The organism is Rhizobium sp. NXC14, assembly GCF_002117485.1.
Lineage (GTDB): Bacteria > Pseudomonadota > Alphaproteobacteria > Rhizobiales > Rhizobiaceae > Rhizobium.
Genome location: NZ_CP021030.1, coordinates 1,664,872 through 1,691,034, shown reverse-complemented (window position 1 = coordinate 1,691,034; position 26,163 = coordinate 1,664,872). Strand labels below are relative to the sequence as shown.

The window sequence follows — 26,163 nt, the reverse complement described above, 5'->3', positions numbered from 1 at the left end:
CGCGTATATCAAAGTTATAGAAGAATATCTGTATTTCAGCAGCATAGAAAGATCCGACATGTAATTCCCTCAGCTGCTTTCCCCTTCCATTCCCCATAAGGTCACCATATGTTCTCTCGTCCATTAGAAACATCTCATAGTTGAGAAGATCGCGTGGATTGAACGCATATCGCGCGCACGTAAAACTTGTCGTCATACCCCGCCATTGTTTGCATATTGAAAGGATGATATTGGAGCCGAGAACGCATCCGCGACCGCGGCAATGCATTTTCGTGCAAATATCAGTTGTCTTTCCAGAATTCTGCCCCGTCGGGGCGAGGCGCTTCGCCTTCTTCCGCAGCACCGGACCTATCCCTTGCCTCTCGACGTCATCCTGCTCGTTCTGTTCGGTGCGTTGCTGCATGCGACATGGAACGCGATTGTCAAAGCGGGCAGCGATAAATCCCTGGATGCGGCGTTGATTTCGGCCGGCGGCGCAGTGTCCGCGTTGCCGTTTCTGGCATTTCTGCCGTTGCCACAAAGCGCGGCCTGGCCGTTCATCGGCGCCTCGGCCATCCTGCAGTTCGCCTATTTCCAGCTGGTTGCCGCCGCTTACCGAGCCGGTGATATCGGCCTCGTCTATCCGCTGATGCGTGGTTGCGCACCGTTGCTGGTCGCCGCGACAAGCGGCATCGTCCTGCGCGAACATCTTTCCGGCGCCGCTCTTGCCGGCATCATGACGATTTCAGCCGGCGTCCTGACGCTCGCCCTGGAGACTCGGCGCAGCAGCGGCCATGCGGTCGCCTTCTCGATTGCCAATGCGTTCGTCATCGCCAGCTATACTTTTGTCGACGGCATCGGCGCACGCCTTTCAGGCAATGCGGTTTCCTATACGTTGTGGATGTCGCTGCTGCCGCCGATACTGCTGTTTGCCTGGGCGGCATCCCAGCGCGGCAGCTTGACGGTGTTGCATCACGTTCGCCGCAACTGGTGGCGCGGGATGATCGGCGGCGCGGGATCGATTGCATCCTATGGGCTGGCACTTTGGGCGATGACGAAGGCGCCGGTAGCGACCGTTGCCGCACTGCGGGAAACTTCGATCCTCTTTGCGCTGGTGCTCTCCGTTGCCGTCTTCAAGGAAAAAGCCGGCATCTGGCGTTACGTCGCCGGCGTCGTCATCGCGGTCGGCGTGCTGGTTCTGAAACTCGCCTAATCATTCGCCCTTCCATTCCGGCTTGCGCTTGCCGAGAAAGGCGCCGATCCCTTCCTGCGCGTCCTGCGTCAGCATGTTGTCCACCATCACCATAGCGGCATAATCATAGGCCGCCTCCACCGGCAGTTCGAGCTGCCGATAAAACGCTTGCTTGCCGATTTTCAGGACCAGTGGCGATTTGCCGGCAATCACGGCGGCATATTTGGAAACGACCTGCCCAAGATACTGCTTCGGCACGATGCGGTTGACGAGGCCGAAATCCTTGGCGGTCGAGCGTCGATCGTCTCACCGGTCAAGAGCATCTCCATAGCCTGCTTACGATGCGCGGCACGGGAAACGGCCACCATCGGCGTCGAACAGAACAGGCCGATATTGACGCCCGGCGTGCAGAACGTCGAAGTGTCGGTGCAGATCGCCAGATCGCAGGATGCGACGAGCTGACAGCCCGCAGCCGTTGCAAGCCCATCGACCTCGGCGATGACAGGTTTTGGCAGATGCGCAATCTTCAGCATCAAATCGGCGCAGAGCCTGAAGCTTTTCTCGAAGAAAGCAGCGCCCTGATCTTCGTCGACGCGATGAGCCGTGAGTTCCTTAAGGTCGTGGCCGGCGGAAAAAACGGCGCCGGTCGAGGCGATGACGACGACGCGCACATCCAAATCCGCCTCCGCCTTTTCGAGCTCGGCCATCAGCGCTTGGAGAAGCGCGATCGACAGCGCATTAGTTGGCGGGTCGTTAAGCATGAGCCGCAGCACGCCGCCGCGCAACGAGCGGAGCAACAATCCGTCGGTCCTGTCCGCTTCCTTTCGGAAGGATACGATTTCAGCCATGATGCTGCTCCCTGCGCTCGATTTCCACACAGCCGTTCTGCCACACGGCGCCGCCCATTTCGAGCAGGATACGCCGTCGCAGTCAAAACCAGAACCATGATTTCGATCGCTCTGCCTTCGCCTGCGCAGGGGTCAGACCGATATCGCGAAGCTCGTCATCGGTGAGTTCCGACAGCTTGCGGCGGCTGCGACGCTTTTCGAGCCGACACTCTATGGCCGCCAGCAGCCGCCTGCCCCAGCGCGCCCTCTCGCGGCGTTTCAGCCGAAGGGCGCTGAGAGGTATCTCCAAGCTTTCGTCGAATTCCACGGTCATCCTTCATCCTTTCCTGACGGACGAAAGATGCGCTGGAAGACGCAGCGAAAGAAGCTTATGGATATTATCATACGCATAAGGATTTCTTTGGCATGCTCCTCAATCTCGATCAGCTTGCGACCTTCATCAATGTCGCCGACCTCGGCAGCTTTACGGCTGCGGCCGACAAGGAAGGCGTGACGCAGCCGGCCGTCAGCCTGCAGATCAAGGGGCTCGAACAGCGGCTCGGCGTCAGGCTGATCGAGCGCGTCGGGCGGCGGGCGCAACCGACGGCGGCGGGCATCGACCTGCTTTCACATGCAAGGCGTCTGCTTCAGCAGGCAGCCGCGGCGGAAGAAGCGATGATGCCCCACAGGGATGGCGCCAGCGGCCGGGTGCGCATCGGCAGCGGCGGCACGGCATCGATCCATCTGCTTCCCCGCGCCATCGCCGCCGCCCGGCAGTCCATGCCTGGCCTCGAAATCACCGTCTCGATCGGGAATGCCGACGATATCCTGCGCGATCTGGAAGCCAACAGCCTCGACATCGCCGTTGTGGCCCTGCCGGCATCGGGACGGAACTTCGAGATCGAACCCTTCTACGAAGAGGAATTGCTGGCTGTCGCCCCCGCGGGCAGCCCCGTGCCTAAGGGTGGACCGGACCCGGCCTTCATGCGCGACAGGACGCTGCTGCTTTACGAGGGCGGCAATACGAGGCGGGCAATCGACGCGTGGCTGGCCGCCCCGGATATCAGGATCCGACCGGCGATGGAGTTCGGCAGTATCGAAGCGATCAAGGAACTGGTGGCCGCCGGACTCGGCTGGTCGATCCTGCCGGGGTTAGCGGTAAAGCGCGACCGCGCCGGTCTCCTTACGACATCGTCGCTGCAGCCGAAGCTGACACGCCGCCTCGGCATGGTTCTTCGCCGGGACAAACATCTGACACGCGGCCTCCGGGAAATCATAAAAAGCCTGCGTTCCTTTGAGGATTAGCGATGGTTTTCGACCGACGGCGGGGCAACGCTGAAAACGTTAAACGGGCAAATATTCAGCCCGATTGTGGGGTATCACAACACCACACTGATAAGCTTTTGTTTTCACTTGTTCTTTTTTCCGACCATCGCGAAAGCCGATATTGACCCCGTGTCACATTGCCTCTATACACCGCGACAGAACGCAGCCTGTCCGGGCTGCTTTCTTTTTGGCAGGTTCGCGCTTGCCAATCCAAGCAACAAGAAACGCCCTTAAAGCCCTCGGGCCAAGGGTCCTAAAAGAGAGTATTGACATGGCAACCTTCTCACAGAAGCCTGCAGAGGTGGAGAAGAAGTGGGTGATCATCGACGCCGAAGGGCTGGTCGTTGGCCGTCTCGCTTCCATCATCGCTATGCGCCTGCGCGGCAAGCACAAGGCAACCTTCACGCCCCATGTTGACGACGGCGACAACGTCATCGTCATCAATGCCGACAAGGTGGTTTTCACCGGCAAGAAGTATTCCGACAAGGTCTACTACTGGCACACCGGTTATGCCGGCGGCATCAAGGAGCGCACCGCACGTCAGATCATTGAAGGCCGCTTCCCCGAGCGCGTCCTCGAAAAGGCCGTCGAACGCATGGTTCCGCGCGGCCCGCTCGGCCGTCGCCAGATGAAGAACCTTCGCGTTTACGCCGGTCCCAACCATCCCCATGAAGCCCAGCAGCCGGTCGCCCTCGACGTTGCCGCGCTCAACAAAAAGAACGTAAGGAGCGCCTGATCATGGCTGACCTCTCCTCCCTGAAGGATCTCGGCACGTCTTCCGAAGCTGCCGCTCCGGCCCACGTCCGCAAAGTCGATTCGCTCGGCCGCTCCTACGCGACCGGCAAGCGCAAGGACGCCGTCGCCCGCGTTTGGGTCAAGGCCGGCTCCGGCAAGATCATCGTCAACGGCAAGGACTTCACGGCTTACTTCGCCCGTCCGGTGCTGCAGATGATCCTGCGCCAGCCGATTGTCGCAGCTGCCCGTGACGGCCAGTTCGACATCATCGCAACCGTTGCCGGCGGCGGTCTTTCCGGCCAGGCCGGCGCTGTTCGCCACGGCCTGTCCAAGGCGCTGACCTACTTCGAACCGGGCCTGCGCTCGGTACTGAAGAAGGGCGGCTTCCTGACCCGTGACAGCCGCGTCGTCGAGCGCAAGAAGTACGGCAAGGCAAAGGCCCGCCGCTCCTTCCAGTTCTCCAAGCGTTAATCGTTTCGGACAGACGGAATTACGAAGGCCGGGGAAACCCGGCCTTTTTGTTTGGGCGTTTGAGGAATTCCGGCATCGCCTCGCCGGTCGCCATTGCCGCACTCCGGTTCTGCTGGTAGAAATCCGACAGAACGCTTCGCAAACGAGCGGAGCCGCAATCAAGGTCTCATCATGGGAACAACCAAGTCCGCAGACAACTAAGCCGCAACAACTTTGCGCTGTTGTTGCGGCATCTGTCCCAAAAAATCCGATACTGATGAAAGACAGATCGCCGCCGAATGAAATCATTTGAGCGGATCTTACCCATGTCTTATCCGAAAATTCCGTCGTGGAATTATTCCGTGCCGGCAAGCTTGTTGCTGATGGCTCCTTTCGACATCCTGGCGTCGCTTGCCATGGACATATATCTACCGGTTGTGCCGACGATGCCCCAGGCGCTCGGCACCTCGCCTGAAGTCGTCCAGTTGACCCTCAGCCTCTATATGCTTGTGCTCGGCGTCGGCCAGATTGTCTTTGGTCCGATCTCCGATATCGTCGGGCGGCGGCCCGTGCTGATCGGCGGGGCGGCACTATTTGCCCTTGCGTCCTGTCTGCTTGCCGGGGCCTCATCCGCACTTCTCTTCGTGGCCTTGCGATTGTTGCAGGCGATCGGCGCCTCGGCGGCTCTTGTCGCCACCTTCGCAACAGTGCGCGACGTCTACGCCGAGCGGCCGGAAAGCAGCGTGATCTATAGCCTGCTCGGTTCGCTGCTATCGCTTGTGCCTGCGTTCGGGCCGGTCGTCGGCGCGGTGATTGCCGACCACTATGGGTGGCGAGCCATCTTTCTCGTCATCGGCCTGCTGTCGATCATTGCAACTCTCAATGCCATCAGGCGCTGGCATGAAACCCGCCCTGTTACGTCGGCGACAACCATCGCAATAGGTCCGATCCTCGCGAGCTTTCCCTTCTGGATCTACACGACCGGCTTCAGCGCAGCGATGGGAGCCTTCTTCGTCTTCTTCTCGACCGCGCCCCGCATCCTGATCGATCGGGCCGGTTTTTCCGGCATCAGCTTCAGCTTCATCTTTGCTTCAGTGGCATTGGTGATGATTGTGACGGCGCGCCTTGCCAAACGCTTCATCACACGCTGGGGCATCGCAGGCAGCCTCGCAAGAGGCATGGCGCTGCTGCTTGTCGGCGCGGTGATGCTTGCCATGGGAGAGATGTTTTTGCAGGAACCGCTTGTCCGCCTCATTCTGCCGATGTGGATCATCGCCATCGGCATTGTCTTTGCGACAGCCGTTACGGCCAATGGTGCGCTTGCCGCATTCGGCAATAGCGCGGGAACGGCCGTGGCGCTCTACTTCTGCGTCGAAAGCCTGCTGGTCGGTGCTGCAGGCACATTGTTCGTGATTCTGCTCGACGGCGACACGGCCTGGCCGCTGGCGGCCTATACCGGGGCGGCAGCGCTGATAACCCTGGCTGGATTGCGCCAGCTTGCCCGGAAGGCCGTCTGAGGCCGCAGAATTGCGGCAGCGCCAACCGCAGAGCGACCGTCAAGCGGGGATCGCTTGAAATCTCGGCGCACCTCGCCTACCCCTTACCTGCCCCGAAAGGAAACATCCATTCCTTTCGGGATCGGTCAGTCGTGACCGGTGGCCAGGCGATATAAGGTCGACATCGAATGCGATTATGCTAGCGCGGACAGAGAAGGAGCCCCCTTTGGCGAACAAGACCATCGATCATGCCTTCACAGCGACCAACCTCACTTCGGCCGCCAGCGATCCCACCTTTGCCGGCGCTCTGTCCTTCATGCGCCGCCGCTTCACCAAAGAACTTGCCGGCGTCGATGTCGCCGTCTGGGGCATCCCCTTCGACGCCGCCACATCGAATAGACCGGGCACGCGCTTCGGCCCGCAGGCGATTCGGCGCGCCTCGGCGATATTCGACAACGATGCGCAATATCCCTTCAACCGCGAACTGTTTGCCGACATGGCGGTGATCGACCATGGCGATTGCCTGCTCGACTACGGCAACCATCAGGACACGCCCGGCGCCATCGAACGCCAGGCCAATGCGATCCTCGACAGCGGCGCCTTTCTGCTGACGCTGGGCGGCGATCATTACGTCACTTGGCCGCTGCTGAAAGCCCATGCCGCAAAACACGGGCCTCTCGCGCTGGTGCAGTTCGACGCTCACCAGGACACCTGGTTCGACGAAGAGCGGCGCATCGACCATGGCTCCTTCGTGGCGCGGGCCGTGCGTGAAGGCATCATCGATCCCGACCGCTCGATTCAGATCGGCATCCGTACCCATGCGCCGGAGGATTGCGGCATCAATATTCTCTATGGTCATCAGGTCGAGGAGATGAGCGGCGGCGACATTGCCTCGGCGATCATCTCTCATACGCGCGGCGCCCCCGCCTATCTCACCTTCGATATCGATTGCCTGGATCCTGCCTTTGCCCCAGGGACCGGCACGCCGGTTGCCGGCGGTCCGTCGAGCGCCAAGATCCTCTCGGTGCTGCAGCGTCTGCACCAACTCGATATCCGCGGCGCCGACGTGGTCGAAGTGTCGCCGCCTTACGACCATGCCGATATCACCGCCATTGCGGGGGCAACGGTGGCAATGTATATGCTTGGCCTTCACGCCGAGCGACGCGCCATTGCGGCGTCACAAGGCTGATTTATCATCGTTCAAATTGAAGCCGGAAATCCTCAGAACCCATTGAAAGCGCAGGTCTAACATGGCACCGAAAATCTTCATCGATGGCGAACACGGTACAACGGGTCTGCAGATCCGTACGCGCATGGCCGGCCGCCGCGATGTCGAGCTTCTGTCCATTCCCGAGGACGAGCGGCGCAACGCCGCCATGCGCGAGGACATGCTGAACAGCGCCGATATCGCCATTCTGTGCCTGCCCGACGACGCGTCGAAGGAAGCGGTTCAGATGGTTTCGGGCAACAATAACGTCCGCGTTATCGACACCTCGACGGCCTTCCGCGTCAATTCCGGCTGGGCCTATGGCTTTGCCGAAATGGACGGTGCACAGGCCGACAAAATCAAGGCCGCCCGTTTCGTCTCCAATCCCGGCTGCTATCCGACAGGCGCGATCGGCCTCATTCGGCCGCTGCGCGCCGCCGGCATTCTGCCGGATGGCTATCCGGTGACGGTCAACGCGGTTTCCGGTTATACCGGCGGCGGCAAGCAGATGATCGCGCAGATGGAAAACCCGGATCATCCGGATGCGATCACCGCGCCGCATTTCCTCTATGGCCTGGCGCTCACTCACAAACATGTGCCGGAGATGACCGTGCACGGCCTACTCGACCGCGCACCGATTTTCTCGCCGTCGGTCGGCAAATTCGCACAGGGCATGATCGTGCAGGTGCCGCTGCATCTCGACGATCTCGCCGAGGGCGCGACGATGGAAAGCATCCACGCGGCACTGGTTGCCCATTATGCCGGACAGGGCATCGTCACCGTCGTGCCGCTCGCCGAAAGCAAGGCGCTCCCCCGCGTCAACGCCGTCGAGCTCGAGGGCAAGGACACGATGAAACTCTTCGTCTTCGGTACGCCGGGTGGTTCCCAGGTCAATCTGGTGGCGCTGCTCGACAACCTCGGCAAGGGTGCCTCGGGTGCTGCCGTGCAGAACATGGACCTGATGCTCGCCAGCTAAGGCCATGATGCTGGATAGGCTTGTCGCCGACATGCAGACGTGGTTTGCCGCCGCCCTGCCAGGTCACGGCATTTATGCGCTGATGGCGTTTGCCTTGATCGCGGGGCTAGCCCGCGGCTTTTCCGGTTTCGGCGCAGCGTTGATCTTAGTCCCGCTCGGCGGCGCCATCGTTGGCCCGAAGCTGGTCTCGCCGATCCTGCTCGTCATCGACGGCATCGCCACACTTGGGATGATCCCACCCGCCTGGCGCGACGCCAACCGGTCCGAAGTTTTCGTCATGGCGGCTGGTGCGGCACTCGGCGTCCCGGCCGGCACGGCGCTGCTGGCGCTGCTCGACCCGGCGCTGCTGCGCTGGAGCATCACGATCATCGCCATCAGCCTGCTCGCGCTTCTCGTATCGGGATGGCGCTACCAAGGCGCGCCGTCAACGCCGCTCAGCAGCGGCGTCGGCCTGATCGCCGGACTTTTCAGCGGCGCCGCGCAGCTCGGCGGACCGCCTGTCGTTGCCTACTGGCTCGGCGGCAAGAGCGACTTCGCGCGCGTCAGAGCGAATGTCGTGCTGTATTTTTCGATCTCGTCCGTCTTCAGCACCATCAGCTATTATATCGGCGGTCTGTTCGTGCCCGCTGTCTTCGCCCTCACCGTCGTTATCCTGCCGAGTTATGCGCTGGGTCTCTATGGCGGCTCGAAACTGTTCGGGCTTGCCGAGGAGCGGACCTTCCGCATCGCCTGCTACATGCTGATCGCAGCGGCAGCCATCATCGGCATGCCGCTGCTCGACGGCGTGCTGCGTTAGAACGAATGACAGCCTCCCGCTTTCAATCGCGTTCGGTGATCGTCGTCTCGTGCGGGTATTCGCCGTAAAAGCCACGCCAGTTGGCGACGGCGAAACCGAATACAACAAGCGCGCCAGCCTGATGCAGCAGGCCCCAGTGAAGCGGCACCTGCATCAGCAGCGTGGCAATGCCGATCGCCGCCTGAACGGTCACCAGCGCGAAAAGCACGACGGCGCGGCGGGCATGGGTGGTCCAGGGTGCGGCGCGAAGGGCGATTACCATGTTGATCAGCACCAGTGCGAAGAGCGTATAGGCGCCGATGCGGTGGATGAACTGCACTGTCTTCGGGTTCTCGAAGGCATTGATCCAGAAGGGCTGCTGAATGAGCAGATCGGAGGGAATGACGGCGCCATCCATCAATGGCCAGGTATTGTAGGAAAAACCGGCATCGAGTCCCGCCACCAGGGCACCGAGATAGATCTGGAACAGCGCGAAAATGGCGATCACGGCAGCGAAGCCGCGCGAGCTGCGTACCGGCGCCGGATCGTTGGAGTGCGGCGACAGCCCGCGCATGATCCACATGCAGCCGGCAAAGATTAGGCAGGCCATGACGAGATGCGTCGCCAGCCGGTACTGACTGACATCAGTGCGAACGGAAAGGCCTGAGGACACCATCCACCAGCCGATGAAACCCTGCAGGCCGCCGAGCGCCAGGATGCCGACGAGCGGCCAGCGCAGGCGTTTCTCGATCCGCCCCGTCAGCCAGAAAAAAAGAAGCGGCAGCGCGAAGATCACGCCGATGCCGCGGGCGATCAGCCGGTGCGCCCATTCCCACCAGAAGATGCTCTTGAACTCGTCGACGGTCATGGAACTGTTCAATTGCTGAAATTCGGGAATGCGCTGGTAGAGGCGGAACTCCTCTTCCCATTCCGCGGCCGACAGCGGCGGAACGACGCCATGGATCGGCTTCCACTCGGTGATCGAGAGGCCGGAATTGGTGAGCCGCGTTGCCCCTCCGACGAGCACGAGACAAAAGAGCGCCAAAAGCACAAAGCCGAGCCACAGCCGCAAGGCGCGGCGGTCGCGGTTCTGCTTGCGTACTTCGCTCAGGATCGCCTGTTCCGTGGTGAGGTTCGCGACGGCCATGATGTCTCCTTCTATCCGGCAGTTGATTTGCCCCACCGGCTCATGCAAAACAAGCCCCGAAGCTTTGCGGCATGCCGTCGCGCCGCTCCGCGCTACCCATACAAGAGATAAACAATGCCCGTCCGCCTTCGCAAATTCATCGGCACGATCCTTATCATCGTGCTTGTGCTCGTCTATGCGCTGGTGGCGAACACGATCGCGGTGGCGACGCTCGGCAACGCCCCCTGGTGGGGGCACCTGCTCTATTTCCTGCTGACCGGCCTGCTTTGGGTCTTGCCGGCAATGGTGATCATCAAGTGGATGGCCGGGCCGCGGCAACAGTAGGCCATTAACGGCCGAATAACCGTGATCGGCGGAAAACCCCGCGGATGGGCGGCGGTTAAACCAAATATATGTCCTGCACACCTACCTTCCCGGTCAGCATTTTGACCGGAGAGTCCCCGTGCAGACGCAAAAGTTCGATATTGATGAACAGTCGTCAGATGATGGCGCGCTCGCCGATATGGCGATCTCACGCCTACGCCAGGTGAGTATGAAACTTGCCATGGCAAAAATCGACATCTCGGTTTTCGACGCGATGCAGCCATTGGAGGATGATTGGCGGGCTCTGGAGGTCGATGATCTCCATTCGCTTCATCAAAGCTACGATTGGTGCGCCGCCTGGGTGAATGCCTTTCAGCGGCCGCTGGCAATTCTCAAGGGCACCTATGCCGGCGAGACAGCCTTCATTCTGCCGATCGAGATTGTCAAATCCCGTGGATTGACCGTCGCAAAGTTCATCGCTGCCGATCACAGCAATATCAATACCGGTCTGTTCTCCGGCAATTTTGCCGAAAGTGGCGGCAGCATCGACGCGCAGAAGTTCGCGGCGCAGCTTCGGCAGGCCTTGAAGGGCCATGCAGATCTGCTGCTGCTGCAAAACGTCCCGCTGGAATGGCGCGGGCGGCAGACCCCGCTCACCGGACTGCCGATGGTGCAGAACCAGAACCACGCCTATCAATTGCCGTTGCTCTCCCATTTCGAGGAGACGCTGAAGCAGCTCAACGCCAAGAGCCGACGTAAGAAATTCCGCGTTCAGTCGAGGCGTCTGGAAGCAGCCGGGGGCGTCGACTACGTCATTCCACAAACATCGCAAGAGCAACACCACCTGCTCGACATCTTCTTCCGCTTGAAGAGTGCCCGCTTCGCGAGCCTTGGCCTGCCCGACGTCTTCGCCGATCGCGAAACACAGGCCTTCCTGCACGGCCTCATCGGCAAGCAAGATGATGCGAGACAATATTTCGCCCTGCAGATGCATGCGCTGCGGCTGAAGGGTGAAAATAAAGACGGGATCGCCGCGATATCAGGGATTTCGCGCAAGGGCGACCATGTCATATGCCAGTTCGGGGCGATCGACGAAGACCTTGTACCGGATACAAGCCCCGGCGAGTTCCTATATTGGCAGGCGATCGCAGGGCTGCATGGCAGAGGTGTCGCGCTGTTCGATTTCGGCCTCGGCGACCAGACCTACAAGCGTTCCTGGGCACCAGTGGAGACCGAGCATTATGATGTGGTCCTGCCGGTCTCGCCGTTCGGAGTCGCCGCAGGCGCCGCGCACCGGATCGTCACCCGTAGCAAGGCGCATATCAAGGCGCGTCCCAAACTCTATAAATTGGCCCAAGGCATCCGCGCACGGATCGGCTGAAATCGCTGAACACTTTCGCGCGACATGCTCTAGGCAGCCTGCCCGAGCTCCTGCTCGTCCGCTTGGCCGCCCGACATCAGCACGACGCGCTGATAGCCCGCCGCCTGGAACTCCGTCATCAGGGTAACGAAGATCGTCTCCTCTAGCTGCGGCAGGGAGAGGATAATTTCAACATCCCGGCTGCGCGTCAGCCGCGAGACGCCGGCGACATCGGCCGCACCGCATTCGACCACCACGACGTCGTAGGCGGCGGCGAGCGCATCGAGCAGCAGCGACAGCCGGTCGACACCGCGCATGGCGCGGCGCACGTCGCTCTGGCCCTGCGGGATCAGATGGGCATCGGAAAGCCGATCGCCATGGATCGTGTCGCCGAAGGCGGCCTCGCCGCACAGCAGATCGGTGACACCAAGAGCTGTCTGGTCCTCGGCCATCAGTTCTGTGGGATAGCCGGAGCCGGTCATATCAATCAGAACGACGCGGCGGCCGGCATCGGCGAGCATGCGCGTCAACGCAACAGTCGCCGCCGAACCGTTGTCACCAGTTGGAGATATGGCGATTGCCAGCGGCGCGCGGCTGCCCGTGAGGTAGTCCGCAACGGAGGCAATGGAAAATTCGTTGTCGTCCTCCGGCGCCTCTTCGGCGGCCGCCGTTTCTTCGATCCCGTCCTTTCCGTCATCCTCCGTGACAACGGCGAGCATGCTCGGCTGGACGAGCCTTCTGGCGGCCGGGGCGGCCTGCGCCACTTCCCTGTCTTCCGCGGCCATTTCCGCCTTGACTGCGTTACGGGACATATCGACGGCACGAAGCGCCCGACCGCTGAAGAGTTCGGCGAGCATGGTGACGATGGCGCTCAGGATCAGCGTCGCGACGGCGGCGACGACAACGATCGGCACCACCTTCGGGAAATAGGGATCGACCGGCTCGATTGCCCGGGACACGATACGGGCGTCGGCCGGGCTGGAATTGCGGTCGGCGCGCGAGGCGGCCTCGCGGTAACGAACCAGATAGGTTTCGAGCAGCTGGCGCTGGGCGTTTGCCTCGCGCTCCAGCGCGTTGAGGCCAACCTCGTCTTCGCCGGCACGGGCGCTGTTGGCCTGAACCGCGTCCTTCTGGCGCTCGAGCTCGCTTGCGCGGAGGTCGGCAACCTTCGCCTCATTTTCGATGCTGGCCAGAATCTTCTGCGTCTCCTGGCGGATTTGGCCGCGAATATCGGAGAGCTGGGCACGCAGGCTCTTCAGCCGGGGATGACTGTTGAGAAGGCTGGTTTGCAGATCCGATATTTGCGACTGCAGGCCCGATTCCGTCGCCTTCAGCCGCTGGATCGCCTGGGAAGACATGATGTCAGGCAGCGTATCGGAGGCTTCGCCCGATGACAGCGCATTGCGCACTGCCTGCGCCCTCGCCTCGGCATTGGCCTTGTCGCCCCGCACGCGGGTGAGTTCTGCGGAGATGTCATTAAGCTGCTGGGTGGGGAATGTGGTCGTGCCGTTCGTTTGCAGCAGACCGTGGTTGGTGCGATATTCGGCAACCTTCTTCTCGGCCTCGCTGACCTTCTGCCGCAGGTTTTCGATCTCCGGCTCGAGCCAGCGCGTCGCTTCCGAATTGGAGGCGAGCTTGGCGCCGCTCTGGGTGGAAAGGTAGACATTCGCCATGGCGTTCGGGATGGCGGCCGCGAGCTTCGGATCCTTCGACGTGAAATTGATGCCGATGACGCGCGAACCCGGCACTTGGTAGACCTGCAGCCGCTCGACGAAAGCGTCGATTACCCGTTCTTCCGGCGGGTTCTCGATCGGATTCTTCTTCAAATGCAGCTTCACCAGGATGCTGCTCATCGCCGAGCCGTTGGCGGCATCTTCGAATTCCGGCAGATTGTAGAGTTTCAGGTCGTTGATCACCTTCTTGAGGAGATCGGCCGATTGCAGGAGCTGCACCTGGCTGGCGATATTCAGCTCGTCCATCAGCGGCCCGCCGCCGGCGTCGCTCGCTTGCTGGGTACTCGCGAAGGCCGGTGCGCGGGGTTCGATAAGGATGCGTGTTTCGCTGCGATATTGCGGCGAGATGATCTTGGCGCCGGCAAAGGCGACGCCGGCCGCCGCGAGCGTTATCGTCAAAATCCTGAGCCGGCGCGCCCAAACGGCGCGAACCAGCTGGCCGAGGTCGATGTCCACATCCTGATCACGCACTACGCCGGACATGCTCTTACTCCACAACAAAATCGCCGCAAGCGTAAACGACCATGGTAACGCAACGGTTAATGGAGATCCTGCCAAGAATAGCGGCGATCGGCAAAGAACTGGCGAATTGTCATACGCCTTTTACCGGGCATTAACCCTAACGGATCGATAACGGCTGCACCGAGTTCATTTTCTGTGAGCACAAGCGGATGTCTGTCGCCCCGCCCAAGATCCTTTTGGCCCTGAGCCTTGCAGCCATCACGGCAGCATTGGGCGGATGCACTACGTATAAGCCGGCTCCGAAAGCCTTCAACGAGGCGACCATCCAGCCCTATACGCTTGATAGCGGCGACCGGCTGCGCATCACCGTCTTCGACCAGCAGAGCCTGACCAATACCTACACTGTGGATCAGGCCGGTTATATCGCCTTCCCCCTCATCGGCCAGGTCCCTGCCCGCGGCCGAACCCTGCAGCAACTTTCAGGACAGATCGCCCAGAAACTGCAGCAGGGCTATCTTCGCGATCCCGATGTCACCATCGACGTCGACCGCTACCGCTCGATCTTCATCATGGGCGAAGTCGGGCAGCCCGGCCAATATGCCTATGTTCCGGGCATGACCGTACAGAATGCCATCGCCGTTGCCGGCGGCTTCTCCAGCCGCGCCAACCAAAGCATGGTCGATGTCACCCGCAAGATAAACGGACAGGTCCTGACCGGCCGCATCAACATATCCGGCCCGATCATCGCCGGCGACACGATCTACGTTCGCGAACGGCTCTTCTGAGCAATGACAAGAGAGAGGCCGCTCCGCATTCTCCACTGCTTCAGGTCGCCGGTCGGCGGAATTTTCCGCCATGTCCGCGATCTGGTCGAGGAGCACAGCAAGGCGGGCCATCACATCGGCATCCTTTGCGACAGCTCGACCGGCGGCGAGCACGAGGACAGACTGTTCGACGATATCCGCCCATATCTCTCGCTCGGCCTGACGCGCGTGCCGATCCGCCGCTCGGTCAGCCCGTCCGATATCGCGACGATGTGGGATACGTACAAGAAGATTAAAAGTTTGCGGCCGGATGTGCTGCACGGGCACGGCGCCAAGGGCGGCGTGCTCGCGCGACTTGCCGGCTCAGCCCTGCGGGTGAACAGGTATCGCGTAGCCCGCCTCTATACCGCGCATGGCGGAAGCCTGCATTATTCGCGCTCCTCATTCACAGGACAGTTCGTCCTCAGGATGGAGCGCCTGCAGGAATATTTCACCGATGCGCTGGTCTTCATCTGCGAATACGAGCGCGACACCTATACCCGCAAGGTGGGCAAGCCGCGGACGAAGACGAAACTGATCTATAACGGCATCGGAGAGCGTGAATTCGAGCCGATCCACACCCGGTCGGATGCCGTGCATTTCATTTATGTCGGAATGCTTCGGGACCTCAAGGGTCCCGATCTGTTTGTCGATGCCTTCGCCAAGACCGAGCGGCTGCTCGGCAGGCCCCTTTCGGCGCTGATGATCGGCGACGGACCTGACCGGGACCGCTACCGCGAGATGATGATCGAGCGCGGCCTCGGCAAACGGATCGGCATGCTGCCGGCAATGCGTATCCACGAAGCCTTTGCCATGGCGCAAAATCTCGTCGTCCCCTCTCGCGCCGAAGCCATGCCCTATATCGTGCTCGAAGGGCTGGGAGCCGGCAAGACGATCATCGCCAGCCGCGTCGGCGGCATTCCCGAAGTGCTCGGCAAGGACAGTCCGGCTCTTGTCGAGCCAGGCAATTCCGACGATCTCGCCCGCGTCATGGCGGAAGCGCTCAGCACGCCCGGCTGGCACGCCAGAACAATGCCGTCGCATGAGGCGGTAAAGGCCGTGTTTTCCTCCACGGTGATGGCTCAGGATGTGCTGAAGCTGTACCATGAACTCGTCAATCCCGCCGGACAGGCAGTGTCCGTCGCCCTGTAAATATTTCTTAGGGGCTTTCTGGTATTCGCTTGCTGACAACGAGCGATAAAACCCCATGAACAAATTGGAAAAAAGCGATCAATTCGACGTGGAAGCGCTGCGCAAGCAAATTTCCGACATCGAGGCGCGCCGCAACGCAGGTCAGGCGCACTCCGCCGAACCGGTCGAAATCAATCATTATGCCCGGCAGATCGCCGAACAGTTCCGCGACGGTACCCGTTCGCCTGTCATTATTATCGGCCAATTGCGGCTGCTGGAATTCCTGGCGCTCTTTTTGATTGCCTTGATCGTCCACTACTTCTGGCCCGGCGACGGCAGCGATCCCCTGCTGGTGCGGGCAGGCATGGCCGCGATCGCTTCGGCCTCGACCGTCATCGCCCTGCAGCTTGCCGATACCTATACCATTCCCGCACTCCGGGCGAAGCTGCGGCTGATGCCACGCATTCTTGCTTCATGGACGATCGCGCTTGTGCTGACCATCGGCCTGTTTGCGCTCATTCGTGGCACGACATGGGCGATGGCCGATGCCTATGTTCCCTGGTTTGCCGCCGGGGTGCTGTTTCTCTCTGCCGAGCGTTTCCTTGTCGCCTACGGCATCCGCAATTGGGCGCGCAACGGCATCATGGAGCGGCGCGCCGTCATCGTCGGCGGCGGCGAACCGGCCAAGGAGCTGATCCGGATCCTCGAACAACAAGCCGACAACGACATCCGCATCTGCGGCATCTTCGACGACCGCGGCGAGAAGCGTTCGCCGATCATGGTCGCGGGTTACCCGAAGCTCGGCACAGTGGCGGAACTCGTCGAATTCGTGCGGCTGACGCGCATCGACATGCTGATCATCGCCCTGCCACTTTCGGCTGAGGCGCGTATCTTCGATCTCCTGAAGAAGCTCTGGGTCCTGCCGGTCGATATTCGGCTTGCGGCGCACGCCAACCGCCTGCGCTTCCGGCCACGCGCCTATTCGCATGTCGGCGCTGTTCCGATGCTCGACATTTTCAAGATGCCGATCCGCGACTGGGATTCCGTCGCCAAACGCGGCTTCGACATCTTTTTCACTCTGGTCGCGCTTGCGCTGCTCTGGCCGCTGATGGCCGCAACCGCGATCGCCATCAAGGCGACCTCGGAAGGCCCCGTCTTCTTCATGCAGAAGCGTCACGGCTTCAACAACGAAGTCATCAACGTCTTCAAGTTTCGCTCGATGTACACAAACATGGCCGATCCTACGGGCAAGGCCGCGGTGACCAAGGGCGACCCGCGTGTCACTCGCGTCGGAAGGTTCATCCGCAAAACCTCGATCGACGAGCTGCCGCAGCTTTTCAACGTGCTGCGGGGAGATCTCTCACTGATCGGTCCGCGTCCGCATGCGGTTCTTGCCCAGGCGCGCGACCGCGCCTTCGCCGATGTCGTCGAAGGCTATTTCGCCCGCCACCGCGTCAAGCCGGGCGTTACCGGTTGGGCGCAGATCAACGGCTGGCGCGGCGAGGTCGACAATGACGAGAAGATCAAGTTCCGCACGGCCTACGACCTCTATTACATCGAGAACTGGTCGCTCTGGTTCGATCTCAAAATCCTATTCCTGACGCCGATCCGGCTGCTCAACACGGAAAACGCCTATTGAGCGCGGTCGAGGCGACATATTCGCGTGTCGCCCAGCCGCAACGGGCGGCGCTGCGGCTCATCGGCTCGGCCTTCGTTGCCTTTGGCGTTTTCCTCTCCGGGTTTGTCATCGATGAGCCGGCGCCTTATGAACTGTGGATGGCGGGGCTGATTGGCCTCTGGTTCATCCTGGGCCTCAGAATTTCGCGCAGCGTTGCGCCGTTACTTGCCCTGCTACTCACTTTCAATATCGGCGGCATGCTGTCGCTGACCCAGATGAAGGACCTCGCAACGGCACCGATGTATATTGCCGTCTCGACCTTCCTGGCGCTGACCGCGGTTTTCTACGCGGCGATCATCGAGGACAGCCATAAGCGGCTGCCGCTGATCTTCAACGCCTGGACCATGGCTGCCGTCGTCACGTCGGCGCTCGGCGTGCTCGGCTATTTCCACGCCTTTCCGGGCTCGGAAGTATTTACTCTTTATGATCGCGCCAAAGGCGCGTTCCAGGATCCGAACGTCTTCGGCCCGTTCCTGGTGCCGCCGTCGCTCCATCTCGTCCACGGCATTCTGGTCGGCGATCTGAAGAAATCGCCGTTGAAGGCGGCCGCCCTTCTCGTGATTGCCCTCGGCATATTTCTCTCCTTTTCCCGCGCCGCCTGGGGTCTCTTTGCGCTCGGCGTCATGCTGTTGATTTTCATCATGCTGCTGAAGGAGCGCAGCGGCGCCTTCCGCTTGCGAGTGCTGATCCTGTCGCTGGCCGCGATCATCTTGTTGGTCGCATCGCTGCTCGTGGCGCTGCAGATCCCAAAGGTCGCGGAGTTGTTTTCGACACGCGCCCAGCTTGTGCAGCAGTATGACGGTGAACATCTCGGCCGTTTCGAGCGCCACAGGATCGGTTTCACCATGATGATGGAGCGCCCGCTCGGCATCGGCCCGCTCGTGTTCGGCACGATGTTTCCCGAGGACGAGCATAACATCTGGCTGAAGTCGCTCACCTCCTATGGCTGGCTCGGCTTCGTCAGCTATGTCGGAATGCTCCTCTGGACGCTCATCCTGGGTTTCCGGAACCTGCTTCACGACCGACCCTGGCAACCCTTCCTGATGATTGCCTGGATATCCGTTCTCGGCCACGCGGCGATTGGCAACGTCATCGACATCGACCACTGGCGCCATGTCTATCTGCTCTTCGGCACGGTCTGGGGCTGCGCGGCGCTGGAAGTGCGCCACAGGCGAGGCCGAACTCCCAAAGGAACGGCTTAGTCTGCCGCCTGATCACGGGGCTATTTCGTCGCGCCTGCCGTCAAGCCGGCAATAAACCGCCGCTGGAAAACGAGATAGGTCAGTATTAGCGGGGCGATGACAATGACGGCACCAGCGGTCAGAACCGGCGTGTTGACGGTATAGCGCCCCTGGAAAAACAGCATGCCGAGGGGCAGCGTCCGATAGGCATCGTCATTCACCAGAATGAACGGAATCAGAAACTCATTCCAGGTCCAGATGAACAGGAACAGCGCCAGTGTCGACATCGCCGGCACCATCAGCGGAACGACGATCTTGCGTAAAATATAGAATCGCCCCGCGCCATCGAGGACGGCCGCTTCCAGAATTTCTTCCGGCAATTGCTGCATCGCGCTGGCAAGAAAGATCGTCGAGAATGGTATCGACATCGCGATCTGCGGCACGATGACGGCCGTATAGGTGTTGATCAACCCAAGATACCGCACTTCATAATAAAGCGGGATGATGAAGGCCTCCGCCGGCACCATCATGCCGAGTGTCAGGATAGCGAACAGGGTGCGCCTTAGCGGAAAGGACAGATAAGCGAAGGCAAAACCAGTCAGCAGGCCCAGAAGGACACTTGCCGCAACGACAGGAATGACAACGATGATCGAATTCCAGAAGTAGATGTTGAAATGCCCGGCGTTCCAGGCATCAAGGTAATTTTCGAAATGCGGATAGGCCGGCAGCGCGAATGCGCCCTGCAGAACGTCGGCCTTGCTCTTGATCGAGGTCAGCAGCAGAAGCAGGAACGGCGTGATCGTTACAGCTGCAAGAAGCCAGAGGACAAGGCGAAGAAAGAGCGGGGCGGCGGGAATGTTGGACTTACGGCTCATCAAGCCATTCCTTTACTTTTTGAGCCCACCAGCCGGTGAATTGCAAAATTGATGGCGAAGGTCAGCAGCGCGCCGACAATGGCGATGGCCGCAGCCGCGCCGAACCGATTGAGCTCGAAACCGAGCTGATACATGTAGATATTCGGTACGAGCGTGGCGTTGGCGGGTCCGCCGCGGGTCATTGTAAAAATCAGGTCGAAGCTTTTGATCGAGGCGATGACCGTCAGCAGCAAAACCACCCTGATCTCCGGCATGAGAAGCGGCAGGGTTATCCAGAAAAACGTCTTTCGCGCCGAAGCGCCATCGACTTTCGCAGCATCAAAGAGCGATGGATCGATGCGCTGGATTCCCGTGAGGAAGATGACCATGCAGAAACCGAAGAAATACCAGGTGGCGACGATCCCGACCGCGGGAAGCACGAAGTTGAAATCTCCCAGCCACGGGAGTGCGAACATGCCCAAGCCCACCGCTCTCAGAAACTGGTTGAACGGGCCGAATGCAGGATTGTAGAGCCAAGCCCAGATGATGCCCAACACGGCAGTCGGCATGATATATGGGAGGAACAGGAATGTCCGCAGAGCGAGCTGTTCCTGTTGCTTCAGATTCCAGACGCAGGCGGCAAGACCTATGCCGAGCCCGAGCGGCAGGACGCAGTAGAATATCATCAGCTCGGCATTGTTGCGCAAGGCGATGTAAAAACGATTATCGGAAAAGAGGTCGATGTAATTGCCGAGGCCAACCCATTTGGGCACGGTCAAGCCATCCCAACTGGTTAGGCTCAACCCCAGAGCCGCGACAATCGGCCCGAAGACAAAGGCCGCGTAAAGCAGCAATCCGGGGAAGAGATAGATCCAATTGGTATGTTCGGAGCCATCAAGTGGGGAGCGCTTCATTCCGGTACTCCATGAAGCCAAAGCTATGGTCGTCGTGCAGCAAGGCTGAGATCGCGGCGCTGATTTCTTGAAATGATGTCGACGGGACGCAGGCCGCGGAAGGTCGCGGCCTGCGTCCGCGCCATTTATTTCTGACCCTTCAGGTAAGCCTGATAATCCTTGTCCATGGCATCGACAAAGGCTTCAGGCGTGATCTTGCCGGACAGGAGAAGCGGCGTGTTATCGTCGATTGTCTTCAACATTGTCGGACTCGACCAATCGGGATAGTGGCCGAGAGCGTCATTGGCGTTGAGCGTCTTCCACATCTCGATGCCGGCGCTCAGCAGCGGCGTGAGCTTGGGCTTCGCATCCGCCGCAAGCGACGTTGCCGGAAGATAGCTGGCATTGGCCCAAGTTTCGGCAGCCTTTTCCGAAACCATGTAGTCGATATATTCACCGGCTAGGTCCTGCGTTTTCTGATCTTTGGCAAGGCTCGTTATCGCCCACGCAAGATCCACGCCGCCGACGCTCAGCGGCTTAGTAATGCCTTTCGGGGCAGGAATGGCCATGAAGCCGATATCCTGGTTGTGCTGCATATCGCCGAAATACCAGGTTCCCGAGATCAGGAAGGCGCCCTGCCCAGATATGAAGAGCTGGACGGCGTCGTCACCCGAAATGCCCTCGAAACCGGGATAGAAATAGCCGCCCTGCGCCCACTTCTGCACCAGTTTTGCGGATTCGATGTTGCCCTTGGTGTTCCAGGAGCCGCCTCTGCCATAGATCAGATCATCAAGCTCGGCTCGATTGCTTGCGTCGATATGGGCTTGATCGATGGCGCCAATCATGTGCAGGGCCAGATGCTGCTTTGCGCTGCCCATCATGAATGGCGCAACGCCCTTTTCCTTCAGCTTGTCGAGATCGGCCAGGAGTTCCTCGAAAGTCTTCGGCAGCGCTATGCCGGCATCGTCGAGGATCTTCTTGTTGTAGTAGAGGCCGACGATCTCGGCGAGGCCTGATATGCCGTAGGTCTTACCGACGCCAAACTTTGGCCCATCCCAGCGATCTCGCGCCAGCACGGAATCGGACTGCCGCTTATCCCAGCTGTATTTCTTGATGTAGTCGTCAACCGGCAGGAGCAGTCCTTCCTTGACCATCGCGCCCATATCGCCGGCGCCCTGGTTGACTTTCGTGACGACCGGGCCGTTGCCTGCCGAAACCGCAAGCTTCAGCGTCAACTTCATGTCATCGAATGTGCGGGCGGTACGCTTGATCGTAACGCCGGGATGCGCAGCCTCGAAGTCCTTGTTCAGTTGCTCGATGACCGCACTCTGACCTTCATAGGTCTGGTCGTCCCATACAGCCAGATCGTCAGCGCGCGCCGCCGCCGAAAGGCTGAAGCTTACAAGCGCAGCGCCGGTCAGCGCGACAGCTGCCTTCCATTGGCTTGCCGACAGAATGTTGATCGATTTCACGCTACTTCTCCTCTGTTCCACCTTTATTCGGTTTATTCTCCACTCCCCGTTCAGGCCGGGCGCCACGCACCGGCCGAACGTTTTCTTCCCTCAGAGCTTTGCCGGGCTGGCGAATCTGAGGTAATCATCAATGCATCAGCCTTCTCGCGGCCTGAAATGACAAAGCCCCGCAGGAGGTGGCAATGTGATGGACACCAATTGCTTCATCCGTCCGGCGATTGATGCGGATATCGACGCCCTTTTCGACATCTGCCTGAAAACCGCGAATGGCGGAGACGATGCGAGCGCGCTTTACAGCGACCCGCATCTGCCCGGCTACATCTGGTCGGTACCCTATCTCAAATTCGCCAAAGACTTCGCCTTTGTTCTCGTCCAGAACGACCGCCCGGTCGGCTATGTCGTCGGCACGCCGGATACCAGCGCGTTCGACAGAGACTTGCAGGCGAACTGGTGGCCGTTCGTGCGCCGGGAGATCGCGGGACTGACGCCCGCCCGTCCGCGCGACGCCGACGTGATCGAGCGAATTCACAATCCCCGCAGCGGAACGGCGTGGCTTCAAGACATGTACCCCGCGCATCTCCACATCAATATTCTTCCCGGGCGTCAGGCAGCCGGCTGGGGACGCAGGATGATCAGCACCGAGCTTCAGGCGCTCAGGGATCATGGGGTCGGAGCCGTACATCTCGGCGTCGATCCGAACAACGAACGCGCCAGGGGCTTCTACCGCCACCTCGGCTTTTCGGAATTCGAACGGGATGGCGGCGTCGCCTTCGCAATGCGGATCGACTAGGGATTTGACTAGAGCCGACGACGCCGTAGAGTTCATGACATCGGCTCCGCATTCGCGGCGTCCAGCCCATATTTGAGAACCACCGCCGCCGGCATGGCGCTCCAGCCCTGAAGCAGCGAGCCGCGCCCGTAAGGCGGCGAGAAATACTCCACCGCGCCGATCCAGCCGTTGTCGAGGCAGGTTTCCCACCAGCGCGTCAATGCGTAGCGAGCGCCTCCAAGTCCGTGGCGAAGGCGTTCTTCGGCGTAGGCGCCGTCCCAATAAGGCCAGTCCGAGCCGTTATGGTAGCGGTAGGGAAAGGCGGTCTTGGATCGCAAATCGCTTTGCCGCTTGAATGGTGGATAGGCGCACATCACACCCCAACTGCCATAGGGCTGTTCCTGATTGTTGCGCGTTTCCAGTCTGGTTTCAAACGCTCTCAGGAGACCGACAGCCTTCTCCTCTGAAATAGCACTAAATCGCGACAAGGTCAGGCTGTCGAGAGCCAGATGATCCTCGACAAAAGAGCCAGGCGTTCCGTAGTCGATATATCCTCCAGTTGCCGGCACGAAGAGCCTGGCTTCGATTTCCCGGCGAGCAAGCATTGCGGTTTTGCGCGCATGTTCGGCAAGGCTCGGATCGTGCCCCTCGCCCAGTCTCGCCACCGCATCCATCGCGCCGACGAAGAGGCCGAGATCGTAGGAGACAAGGCCGTCACGGAAGACATTGTCGGCCCAATCTCGGTCGTTGCGCGGCTTCAGCGGCAGAACGCTGTCGGGACCGGCCAGACTGACATAGCGATCCATGATCGCCCTCACTGTCGGCCAATGAAACTGCACCTCGGCCACGTCTTTCGTAACGCCGAAATAATCATCCAGAAAAAGAATGAAGAAAAGCGGACTGTCGAAGTGGTCGCTCCACCAATCCTGCGGACGATTATGATACTCCGGAACTGCTCTTTTGTGGTTTCTGGGATTGGCCTTGCAGTCAGCGACGAAGCTCTGCCAGGCATCCGATTGCGCCGGTCCCGTCAGAATAACGCCGCTCGGGGCCTCTCCGTCGGGCTGGATTCCCTTGGCGAGCAGCCGGATCTCGTCGCGCACCGCCTCCGGAGCAAGCGTCAGAAGAGGCTGCATCGTCCAATAGCCATCGCGGTAATAGGTCCGCGCCGGAGCGCTATAGGCCTGCCCGGCGGCAAGGCCGGCGAAGGCGCCGTTTTCGTCGCGCCTTATGCTGGAAAGGGCCGCATGTATGCCCTGGCTGACCATGCTGCGCATCAGCGGGTCGGCCTCAGGCATCATGTCGCAACGCGCCACATATTCCGCGGCTTCGGTGATAATGGCTTCACTGGTGAGATCGAGCGCTCTCTCGGCTTCATTTCTCGAGGCACCGCCGGCAATCCGCAGATCGGACTCTTGAGCTTCCACGATAAGGGCGCCCCAGCCCATTTCGAAAATCTGCCGATGGCCGCTGCGGGACACCTTCGCTTTCGCGTCTCGCCCATCAGGCTCGTGCCACCAGGCGCAACGGCGCGCTGGATAGACGCCCTGCAGGCTCACTCCTTTGATCAGCATCACCGGCAGCGACTGCGCGACGAAAACACCGCCCTGTTTCGAGACGAGCCGGTTCGGAGCGTAACTATAGGGGCCGGCGATCGGAGAAAACCGCACGCGCCCCAAGCTGCCGGCACCCCAAAGGGCAAGATCGGCATATCCGTCCGGATGAACATCCGCCTGAAGGCGTGGCGCCATTATAGGCAGCAATACGCCGGCGTTCGCTGAAAGCTGTCCATCCGTCGAGGGCTTTATCATACACAGGTCCCCGACAGCCGTGTTGAGGAACCCGTAGAACGCGAAACGGAGAAACAGCCGAACCAGCCTGAGCCGATTCCTCTTCGGGCGATCTTGGCGCGTGCGCGCTGACCCAGACAATATGTATGGTGCATACTTGTCCACGACCCTCTTCAATCGCGCATGTGATTACGCGTTGATCCCCAGCCTACAGGCGGCTCCTCTTTTGTCAAGGACGTAGACAAATTGTCGACTTCCGTGTACTGAACTCGGCCAACGAGACGAGGGTTGAGGACTAAACCCGCCATTTCGCGATGGTTGAGAACCGGACCAACCTTACATTAGGGATACACCTCGAACTAATTGGAACGAGCAGCCGGATGGCAACGACCTCTTCTATCGTACAGACTCCCATCGCACGAAAAATCTCGACCAACGCGGTGATCCGGACCGTGTTAGCCAAGGGGAAGATCTCTCGCGCCGATATTGCCAAGCTGACCGGCTTATCGAAACAGACGATTTCCGATGTCGTGCGCGATCTTGAGGATGAGGGGTGGCTGAAAGCTGTCGGGCAGACCGATGGTCGTCCCGGCCGGAATGCGATCATCTATGAAATCAACGCAAGCGCGGGCCTGGCTGTCTCCATGGATCTCGGAGGCACCAAGATCGCTGCGGCTATCTGCGATCTGTTGGGTAACGTCGTTGCGGAAACCAAAATGCCCACCGATCCACGCGGTGGACCGCATCTCGTCAACCAGTTCAGCGACCTGATCACTCAACTCGCGCTTGCGGCAGGGACGACTGCCGACAAGCTGCGTCTCGTCGTTCTCGGCAGTCCCGGCGTTCTCGATCCGGCTACCGGACATATCAATGTGGCGCCGAATATTCCCGGCGTGGACGCGATGGATCTGCGGCAAGCGTTCAGCGACAAGATGGGCATACCGGTGATCATCGAAAATGACGTCAACCTCGCCGCGCAAGGGGAGAGATGGCGGGGACACGGCGTCGAGGTCGGCAATTTTGCTTTCGTGGCGCTTGGCACCGGCGTCGGCATGGGCATTATCGCCAATGGCGCGCTGTTGCGTGGTGCCCGTGGCGCGGCCGGCGAAATCGCCTATCTTCCACTCGGCGGCGATGCATTTGATCCCGGCGGTTTTACACTGGGAACCTTCGAGAGCGCGGTCGGCAGCGTTGCGATGCTGCGGCGCTATACCGGTTTCGGCGGCCGCAACGCTTCTACCGTGGCCGACCTCTTCGCGGCGTTCAATGCAGGCGAAACGAGCGCTATCGCCGCAATCGAAGAAACGGCGAGGCTGGTGGCCATCGCTATTGCCGCCATCGGAGCAACTCTCGACCCCGAGCTGGTGATCACCGGCGGCAGCATTGGTGCAAGGCCGGAACTCGTAAACGCCATCCGCGGTTTTCTGCCGCGTTGCACCCCCTACCCGCCGCGCATCGAGATCAGCCGCTTCGGCAACCGCGCCGCCCTCATGGGAGGCATGGGGATCGCCGTCGAGCGCATGCATGACGATCTGTTCGGTGTAAAATTGCGGGACGCTTGAAAATTACGACAGGTCGCAATCAGCCGCTGCGCCACTTGCGAAGCGCGGCAAATGCGCTAGAT

At 60.4% G+C, this 26,163-nt stretch carries 23 protein-coding genes and 1 pseudogene; 16 read left to right on the top strand and 8 right to left on the bottom strand.

Annotated elements, in window-relative coordinates:
- Nucleotides 1-355 precede the first annotated feature (355 nt).
- On the top strand, nucleotides 356-1,192 hold the full coding sequence (locus tag NXC14_RS08260) for an EamA family transporter (RefSeq protein WP_085780038.1): 837 nt from the start codon (nucleotides 356-358) through the stop codon (nucleotides 1,190-1,192).
- Here the strand turns inward: NXC14_RS08260 and NXC14_RS08255 are convergent.
- Both NXC14_RS08255 and NXC14_RS08250 read right to left on the bottom strand, forming a co-directional pair.
- A pseudogene (locus NXC14_RS08255) lies at nucleotides 1,193-2,019 on the bottom strand (enoyl-CoA hydratase).
- 82 nt (nucleotides 2,020-2,101) lie between these two features.
- Complete coding sequence (locus NXC14_RS08250) at nucleotides 2,102-2,332, bottom strand: DUF1127 domain-containing protein (protein WP_085777752.1); 231 nt, start codon at nucleotides 2,330-2,332, stop codon at nucleotides 2,102-2,104.
- Between the two features lie 92 nt (nucleotides 2,333-2,424).
- Here NXC14_RS08250 and NXC14_RS08245 point away from each other — a divergent pair, with 92 nt between their 5' ends.
- The 7 genes from NXC14_RS08245 to NXC14_RS08215 all read left to right on the top strand — a co-directional run bounded on the left by NXC14_RS08245 (nucleotide 2,425) and on the right by NXC14_RS08215 (nucleotide 8,984).
- Entirely contained in the window at nucleotides 2,425-3,303 is an 879-nt protein-coding gene (locus NXC14_RS08245) for a LysR family transcriptional regulator (RefSeq protein WP_085777751.1), read from the top strand.
- A 292-nt stretch (nucleotides 3,304-3,595) separates the two neighbouring features.
- Nucleotides 3,596-4,060 (top strand): 50S ribosomal protein L13, encoded by a 465-nt coding sequence (rplM, locus tag NXC14_RS08240; RefSeq protein WP_011424898.1) that lies wholly within the window; start codon nucleotides 3,596-3,598, stop codon nucleotides 4,058-4,060.
- Nucleotides 4,061-4,062: 2 nt separating this feature from the next.
- Nucleotides 4,063-4,530: a 30S ribosomal protein S9 gene (gene rpsI / locus NXC14_RS08235; protein ID WP_011424897.1), complete on the top strand. Its 468-nt coding sequence runs from the start codon at nucleotides 4,063-4,065 to the stop codon at nucleotides 4,528-4,530.
- A gap of 305 nt (nucleotides 4,531-4,835) precedes the next feature.
- Nucleotides 4,836-6,026 carry a CmlA/FloR family chloramphenicol efflux MFS transporter gene (gene cml, locus NXC14_RS08230; protein WP_085777750.1) on the top strand — a complete coding sequence of 397 codons (1,191 nt, stop codon included), beginning with the start codon at nucleotides 4,836-4,838 and terminating at the stop codon, nucleotides 6,024-6,026.
- A 205-nt stretch (nucleotides 6,027-6,231) separates the two neighbouring features.
- Nucleotides 6,232-7,194, top strand: coding sequence for an agmatinase (gene speB / locus NXC14_RS08225; RefSeq protein WP_085777749.1), 963 nt, complete (start codon nucleotides 6,232-6,234; stop codon nucleotides 7,192-7,194).
- A gap of 61 nt (nucleotides 7,195-7,255) precedes the next feature.
- On the top strand, nucleotides 7,256-8,188 hold the full coding sequence (gene argC, locus NXC14_RS08220) for an N-acetyl-gamma-glutamyl-phosphate reductase (protein WP_085777748.1): 933 nt from the start codon (nucleotides 7,256-7,258) through the stop codon (nucleotides 8,186-8,188).
- Nucleotides 8,189-8,192: 4 nt separating this feature from the next.
- Nucleotides 8,193-8,984, top strand: a complete 792-nt coding sequence (locus NXC14_RS08215; protein WP_085777747.1) for a sulfite exporter TauE/SafE family protein — start codon at nucleotides 8,193-8,195, stop codon at nucleotides 8,982-8,984.
- A 22-nt stretch (nucleotides 8,985-9,006) separates the two neighbouring features.
- On the opposite strand, the gene NXC14_RS08210 is transcribed toward NXC14_RS08215, so the two are convergent.
- Nucleotides 9,007-10,110 carry a COX15/CtaA family protein gene (locus NXC14_RS08210; RefSeq protein ID WP_085777746.1) on the bottom strand — a complete coding sequence of 368 codons (1,104 nt, stop codon included), beginning with the start codon at nucleotides 10,108-10,110 and terminating at the stop codon, nucleotides 9,007-9,009.
- A gap of 114 nt (nucleotides 10,111-10,224) precedes the next feature.
- On the opposite strand from NXC14_RS08210, the gene NXC14_RS08205 reads away from it, so the two are divergent.
- Entirely contained in the window at nucleotides 10,225-10,434 is a 210-nt protein-coding gene (locus NXC14_RS08205) for a DUF2842 domain-containing protein (protein ID WP_003573983.1), read from the top strand.
- A gap of 118 nt (nucleotides 10,435-10,552) precedes the next feature.
- Nucleotides 10,553-11,794 carry a GNAT family N-acetyltransferase gene (locus tag NXC14_RS08200; RefSeq protein ID WP_085777745.1) on the top strand — a complete coding sequence of 414 codons (1,242 nt, stop codon included), beginning with the start codon at nucleotides 10,553-10,555 and terminating at the stop codon, nucleotides 11,792-11,794.
- Between the two features lie 29 nt (nucleotides 11,795-11,823).
- Here the strand turns inward: NXC14_RS08200 and NXC14_RS08195 are convergent, their stop codons facing one another.
- A complete protein-coding gene (locus tag NXC14_RS08195) occupies nucleotides 11,824-13,989 on the bottom strand; it encodes a Wzz/FepE/Etk N-terminal domain-containing protein (RefSeq protein WP_085777744.1) in 2,166 nt (721 codons plus the stop codon).
- A 188-nt stretch (nucleotides 13,990-14,177) separates the two neighbouring features.
- Between NXC14_RS08195 and NXC14_RS08190 the strand changes: the two genes are divergently transcribed.
- Genes NXC14_RS08190 through NXC14_RS08175 form a run of 4 tightly spaced genes read left to right on the top strand, consistent with a single transcriptional unit; the run spans nucleotide 14,178 to nucleotide 18,782 of the window.
- Entirely contained in the window at nucleotides 14,178-14,753 is a 576-nt protein-coding gene (locus tag NXC14_RS08190; protein WP_085777743.1) for a polysaccharide biosynthesis/export family protein, read from the top strand.
- Between the two features lie 3 nt (nucleotides 14,754-14,756).
- Nucleotides 14,757-15,923: a glycosyltransferase family 4 protein gene (locus tag NXC14_RS08185; RefSeq protein WP_085777742.1), complete on the top strand. Its 1,167-nt coding sequence runs from the start codon at nucleotides 14,757-14,759 to the stop codon at nucleotides 15,921-15,923.
- A gap of 55 nt (nucleotides 15,924-15,978) precedes the next feature.
- Nucleotides 15,979-17,541 (top strand): undecaprenyl-phosphate glucose phosphotransferase, encoded by a 1,563-nt coding sequence (locus NXC14_RS08180; protein WP_085777741.1) that lies wholly within the window; start codon nucleotides 15,979-15,981, stop codon nucleotides 17,539-17,541.
- Entirely contained in the window at nucleotides 17,538-18,782 is a 1,245-nt protein-coding gene (locus NXC14_RS08175) for an O-antigen ligase family protein (RefSeq protein ID WP_085777740.1), read from the top strand. Before NXC14_RS08180 ends, NXC14_RS08175 begins: the two co-directional genes overlap by 4 nt.
- 20 nt (nucleotides 18,783-18,802) lie before the next feature.
- On the opposite strand, the gene NXC14_RS08170 is transcribed toward NXC14_RS08175, so the two are convergent.
- The 3 genes from NXC14_RS08170 to NXC14_RS08160 all read right to left on the bottom strand — a co-directional run bounded on the left by NXC14_RS08170 (nucleotide 18,803) and on the right by NXC14_RS08160 (nucleotide 22,001).
- On the bottom strand, nucleotides 18,803-19,636 hold the full coding sequence (locus tag NXC14_RS08170; protein ID WP_085777739.1) for a carbohydrate ABC transporter permease: 834 nt from the start codon (nucleotides 19,634-19,636) through the stop codon (nucleotides 18,803-18,805).
- A complete protein-coding gene (locus NXC14_RS08165; protein WP_085777738.1) occupies nucleotides 19,636-20,529 on the bottom strand; it encodes a sugar ABC transporter permease in 894 nt (297 codons plus the stop codon). The genes NXC14_RS08170 and NXC14_RS08165 overlap by 1 nt, the downstream gene beginning before the upstream one ends.
- 125 nt (nucleotides 20,530-20,654) lie before the next feature.
- Complete coding sequence (locus NXC14_RS08160; RefSeq protein ID WP_085777737.1) at nucleotides 20,655-22,001, bottom strand: extracellular solute-binding protein; 1,347 nt, start codon at nucleotides 21,999-22,001, stop codon at nucleotides 20,655-20,657.
- Between the two features lie 166 nt (nucleotides 22,002-22,167).
- Between NXC14_RS08160 and NXC14_RS08155 the strand changes: the two genes are divergently transcribed.
- Nucleotides 22,168-22,770 carry a GNAT family N-acetyltransferase gene (locus NXC14_RS08155; protein WP_085777736.1) on the top strand — a complete coding sequence of 201 codons (603 nt, stop codon included), beginning with the start codon at nucleotides 22,168-22,170 and terminating at the stop codon, nucleotides 22,768-22,770.
- A 32-nt stretch (nucleotides 22,771-22,802) separates the two neighbouring features.
- On the opposite strand, the gene NXC14_RS08150 is transcribed toward NXC14_RS08155, so the two are convergent.
- A complete protein-coding gene (locus tag NXC14_RS08150; RefSeq protein WP_085777735.1) occupies nucleotides 22,803-24,560 on the bottom strand; it encodes a glycogen debranching protein in 1,758 nt (585 codons plus the stop codon).
- 359 nt (nucleotides 24,561-24,919) lie between these two features.
- Between NXC14_RS08150 and NXC14_RS08145 the strand changes: the two genes are divergently transcribed.
- Entirely contained in the window at nucleotides 24,920-26,101 is a 1,182-nt protein-coding gene (locus tag NXC14_RS08145) for an ROK family transcriptional regulator (RefSeq protein ID WP_085777734.1), read from the top strand.
- The last annotated feature ends 62 nt before the right edge of the window (nucleotides 26,102-26,163 follow it).

Bases quoted from the DNA above. Each gene is read 5' to 3' on its own strand.
- argC (WP_085777748.1), top strand. From the start codon at position 7,256: ATGGCACCGAAAATCTTCATCGATGGCGAACACGGTACAACGGGTCTG.
- rplM (WP_011424898.1), top strand. From the start codon at position 3,596: ATGGCAACCTTCTCACAGAAGCCTGCAGAGGTGGAGAAGAAGTGGGTG.
- NXC14_RS08145 (WP_085777734.1), top strand. From the start codon at position 24,920: ATGGCAACGACCTCTTCTATCGTACAGACTCCCATCGCACGAAAAATC.
- NXC14_RS08210 (WP_085777746.1), bottom strand. From the start codon at position 10,110: ATGGCCGTCGCGAACCTCACCACGGAACAGGCGATCCTGAGCGAAGTA.
- NXC14_RS08150 (WP_085777735.1), bottom strand. From the start codon at position 24,560: ATGATAAAGCCCTCGACGGATGGACAGCTTTCAGCGAACGCCGGCGTA.
- rpsI (WP_011424897.1), top strand. From the start codon at position 4,063: ATGGCTGACCTCTCCTCCCTGAAGGATCTCGGCACGTCTTCCGAAGCT.
- NXC14_RS08180 (WP_085777741.1), top strand. From the start codon at position 15,979: ATGAACAAATTGGAAAAAAGCGATCAATTCGACGTGGAAGCGCTGCGC.
- NXC14_RS08245 (WP_085777751.1), top strand. From the start codon at position 2,425: ATGCTCCTCAATCTCGATCAGCTTGCGACCTTCATCAATGTCGCCGAC.
- NXC14_RS08205 (WP_003573983.1), top strand. From the start codon at position 10,225: ATGCCCGTCCGCCTTCGCAAATTCATCGGCACGATCCTTATCATCGTG.
- NXC14_RS08190 (WP_085777743.1), top strand. From the start codon at position 14,178: ATGTCTGTCGCCCCGCCCAAGATCCTTTTGGCCCTGAGCCTTGCAGCC.
- NXC14_RS08170 (WP_085777739.1), bottom strand. From the start codon at position 19,636: ATGAGCCGTAAGTCCAACATTCCCGCCGCCCCGCTCTTTCTTCGCCTT.
- NXC14_RS08155 (WP_085777736.1), top strand. From the start codon at position 22,168: ATGGACACCAATTGCTTCATCCGTCCGGCGATTGATGCGGATATCGAC.
- NXC14_RS08185 (WP_085777742.1), top strand. From the start codon at position 14,757: ATGACAAGAGAGAGGCCGCTCCGCATTCTCCACTGCTTCAGGTCGCCG.
- NXC14_RS08250 (WP_085777752.1), bottom strand. From the start codon at position 2,332: ATGACCGTGGAATTCGACGAAAGCTTGGAGATACCTCTCAGCGCCCTT.
- NXC14_RS08215 (WP_085777747.1), top strand. From the start codon at position 8,193: ATGATGCTGGATAGGCTTGTCGCCGACATGCAGACGTGGTTTGCCGCC.
- NXC14_RS08195 (WP_085777744.1), bottom strand. From the start codon at position 13,989: ATGTCCGGCGTAGTGCGTGATCAGGATGTGGACATCGACCTCGGCCAG.
- cml (WP_085777750.1), top strand. From the start codon at position 4,836: ATGTCTTATCCGAAAATTCCGTCGTGGAATTATTCCGTGCCGGCAAGC.
- NXC14_RS08165 (WP_085777738.1), bottom strand. From the start codon at position 20,529: ATGAAGCGCTCCCCACTTGATGGCTCCGAACATACCAATTGGATCTAT.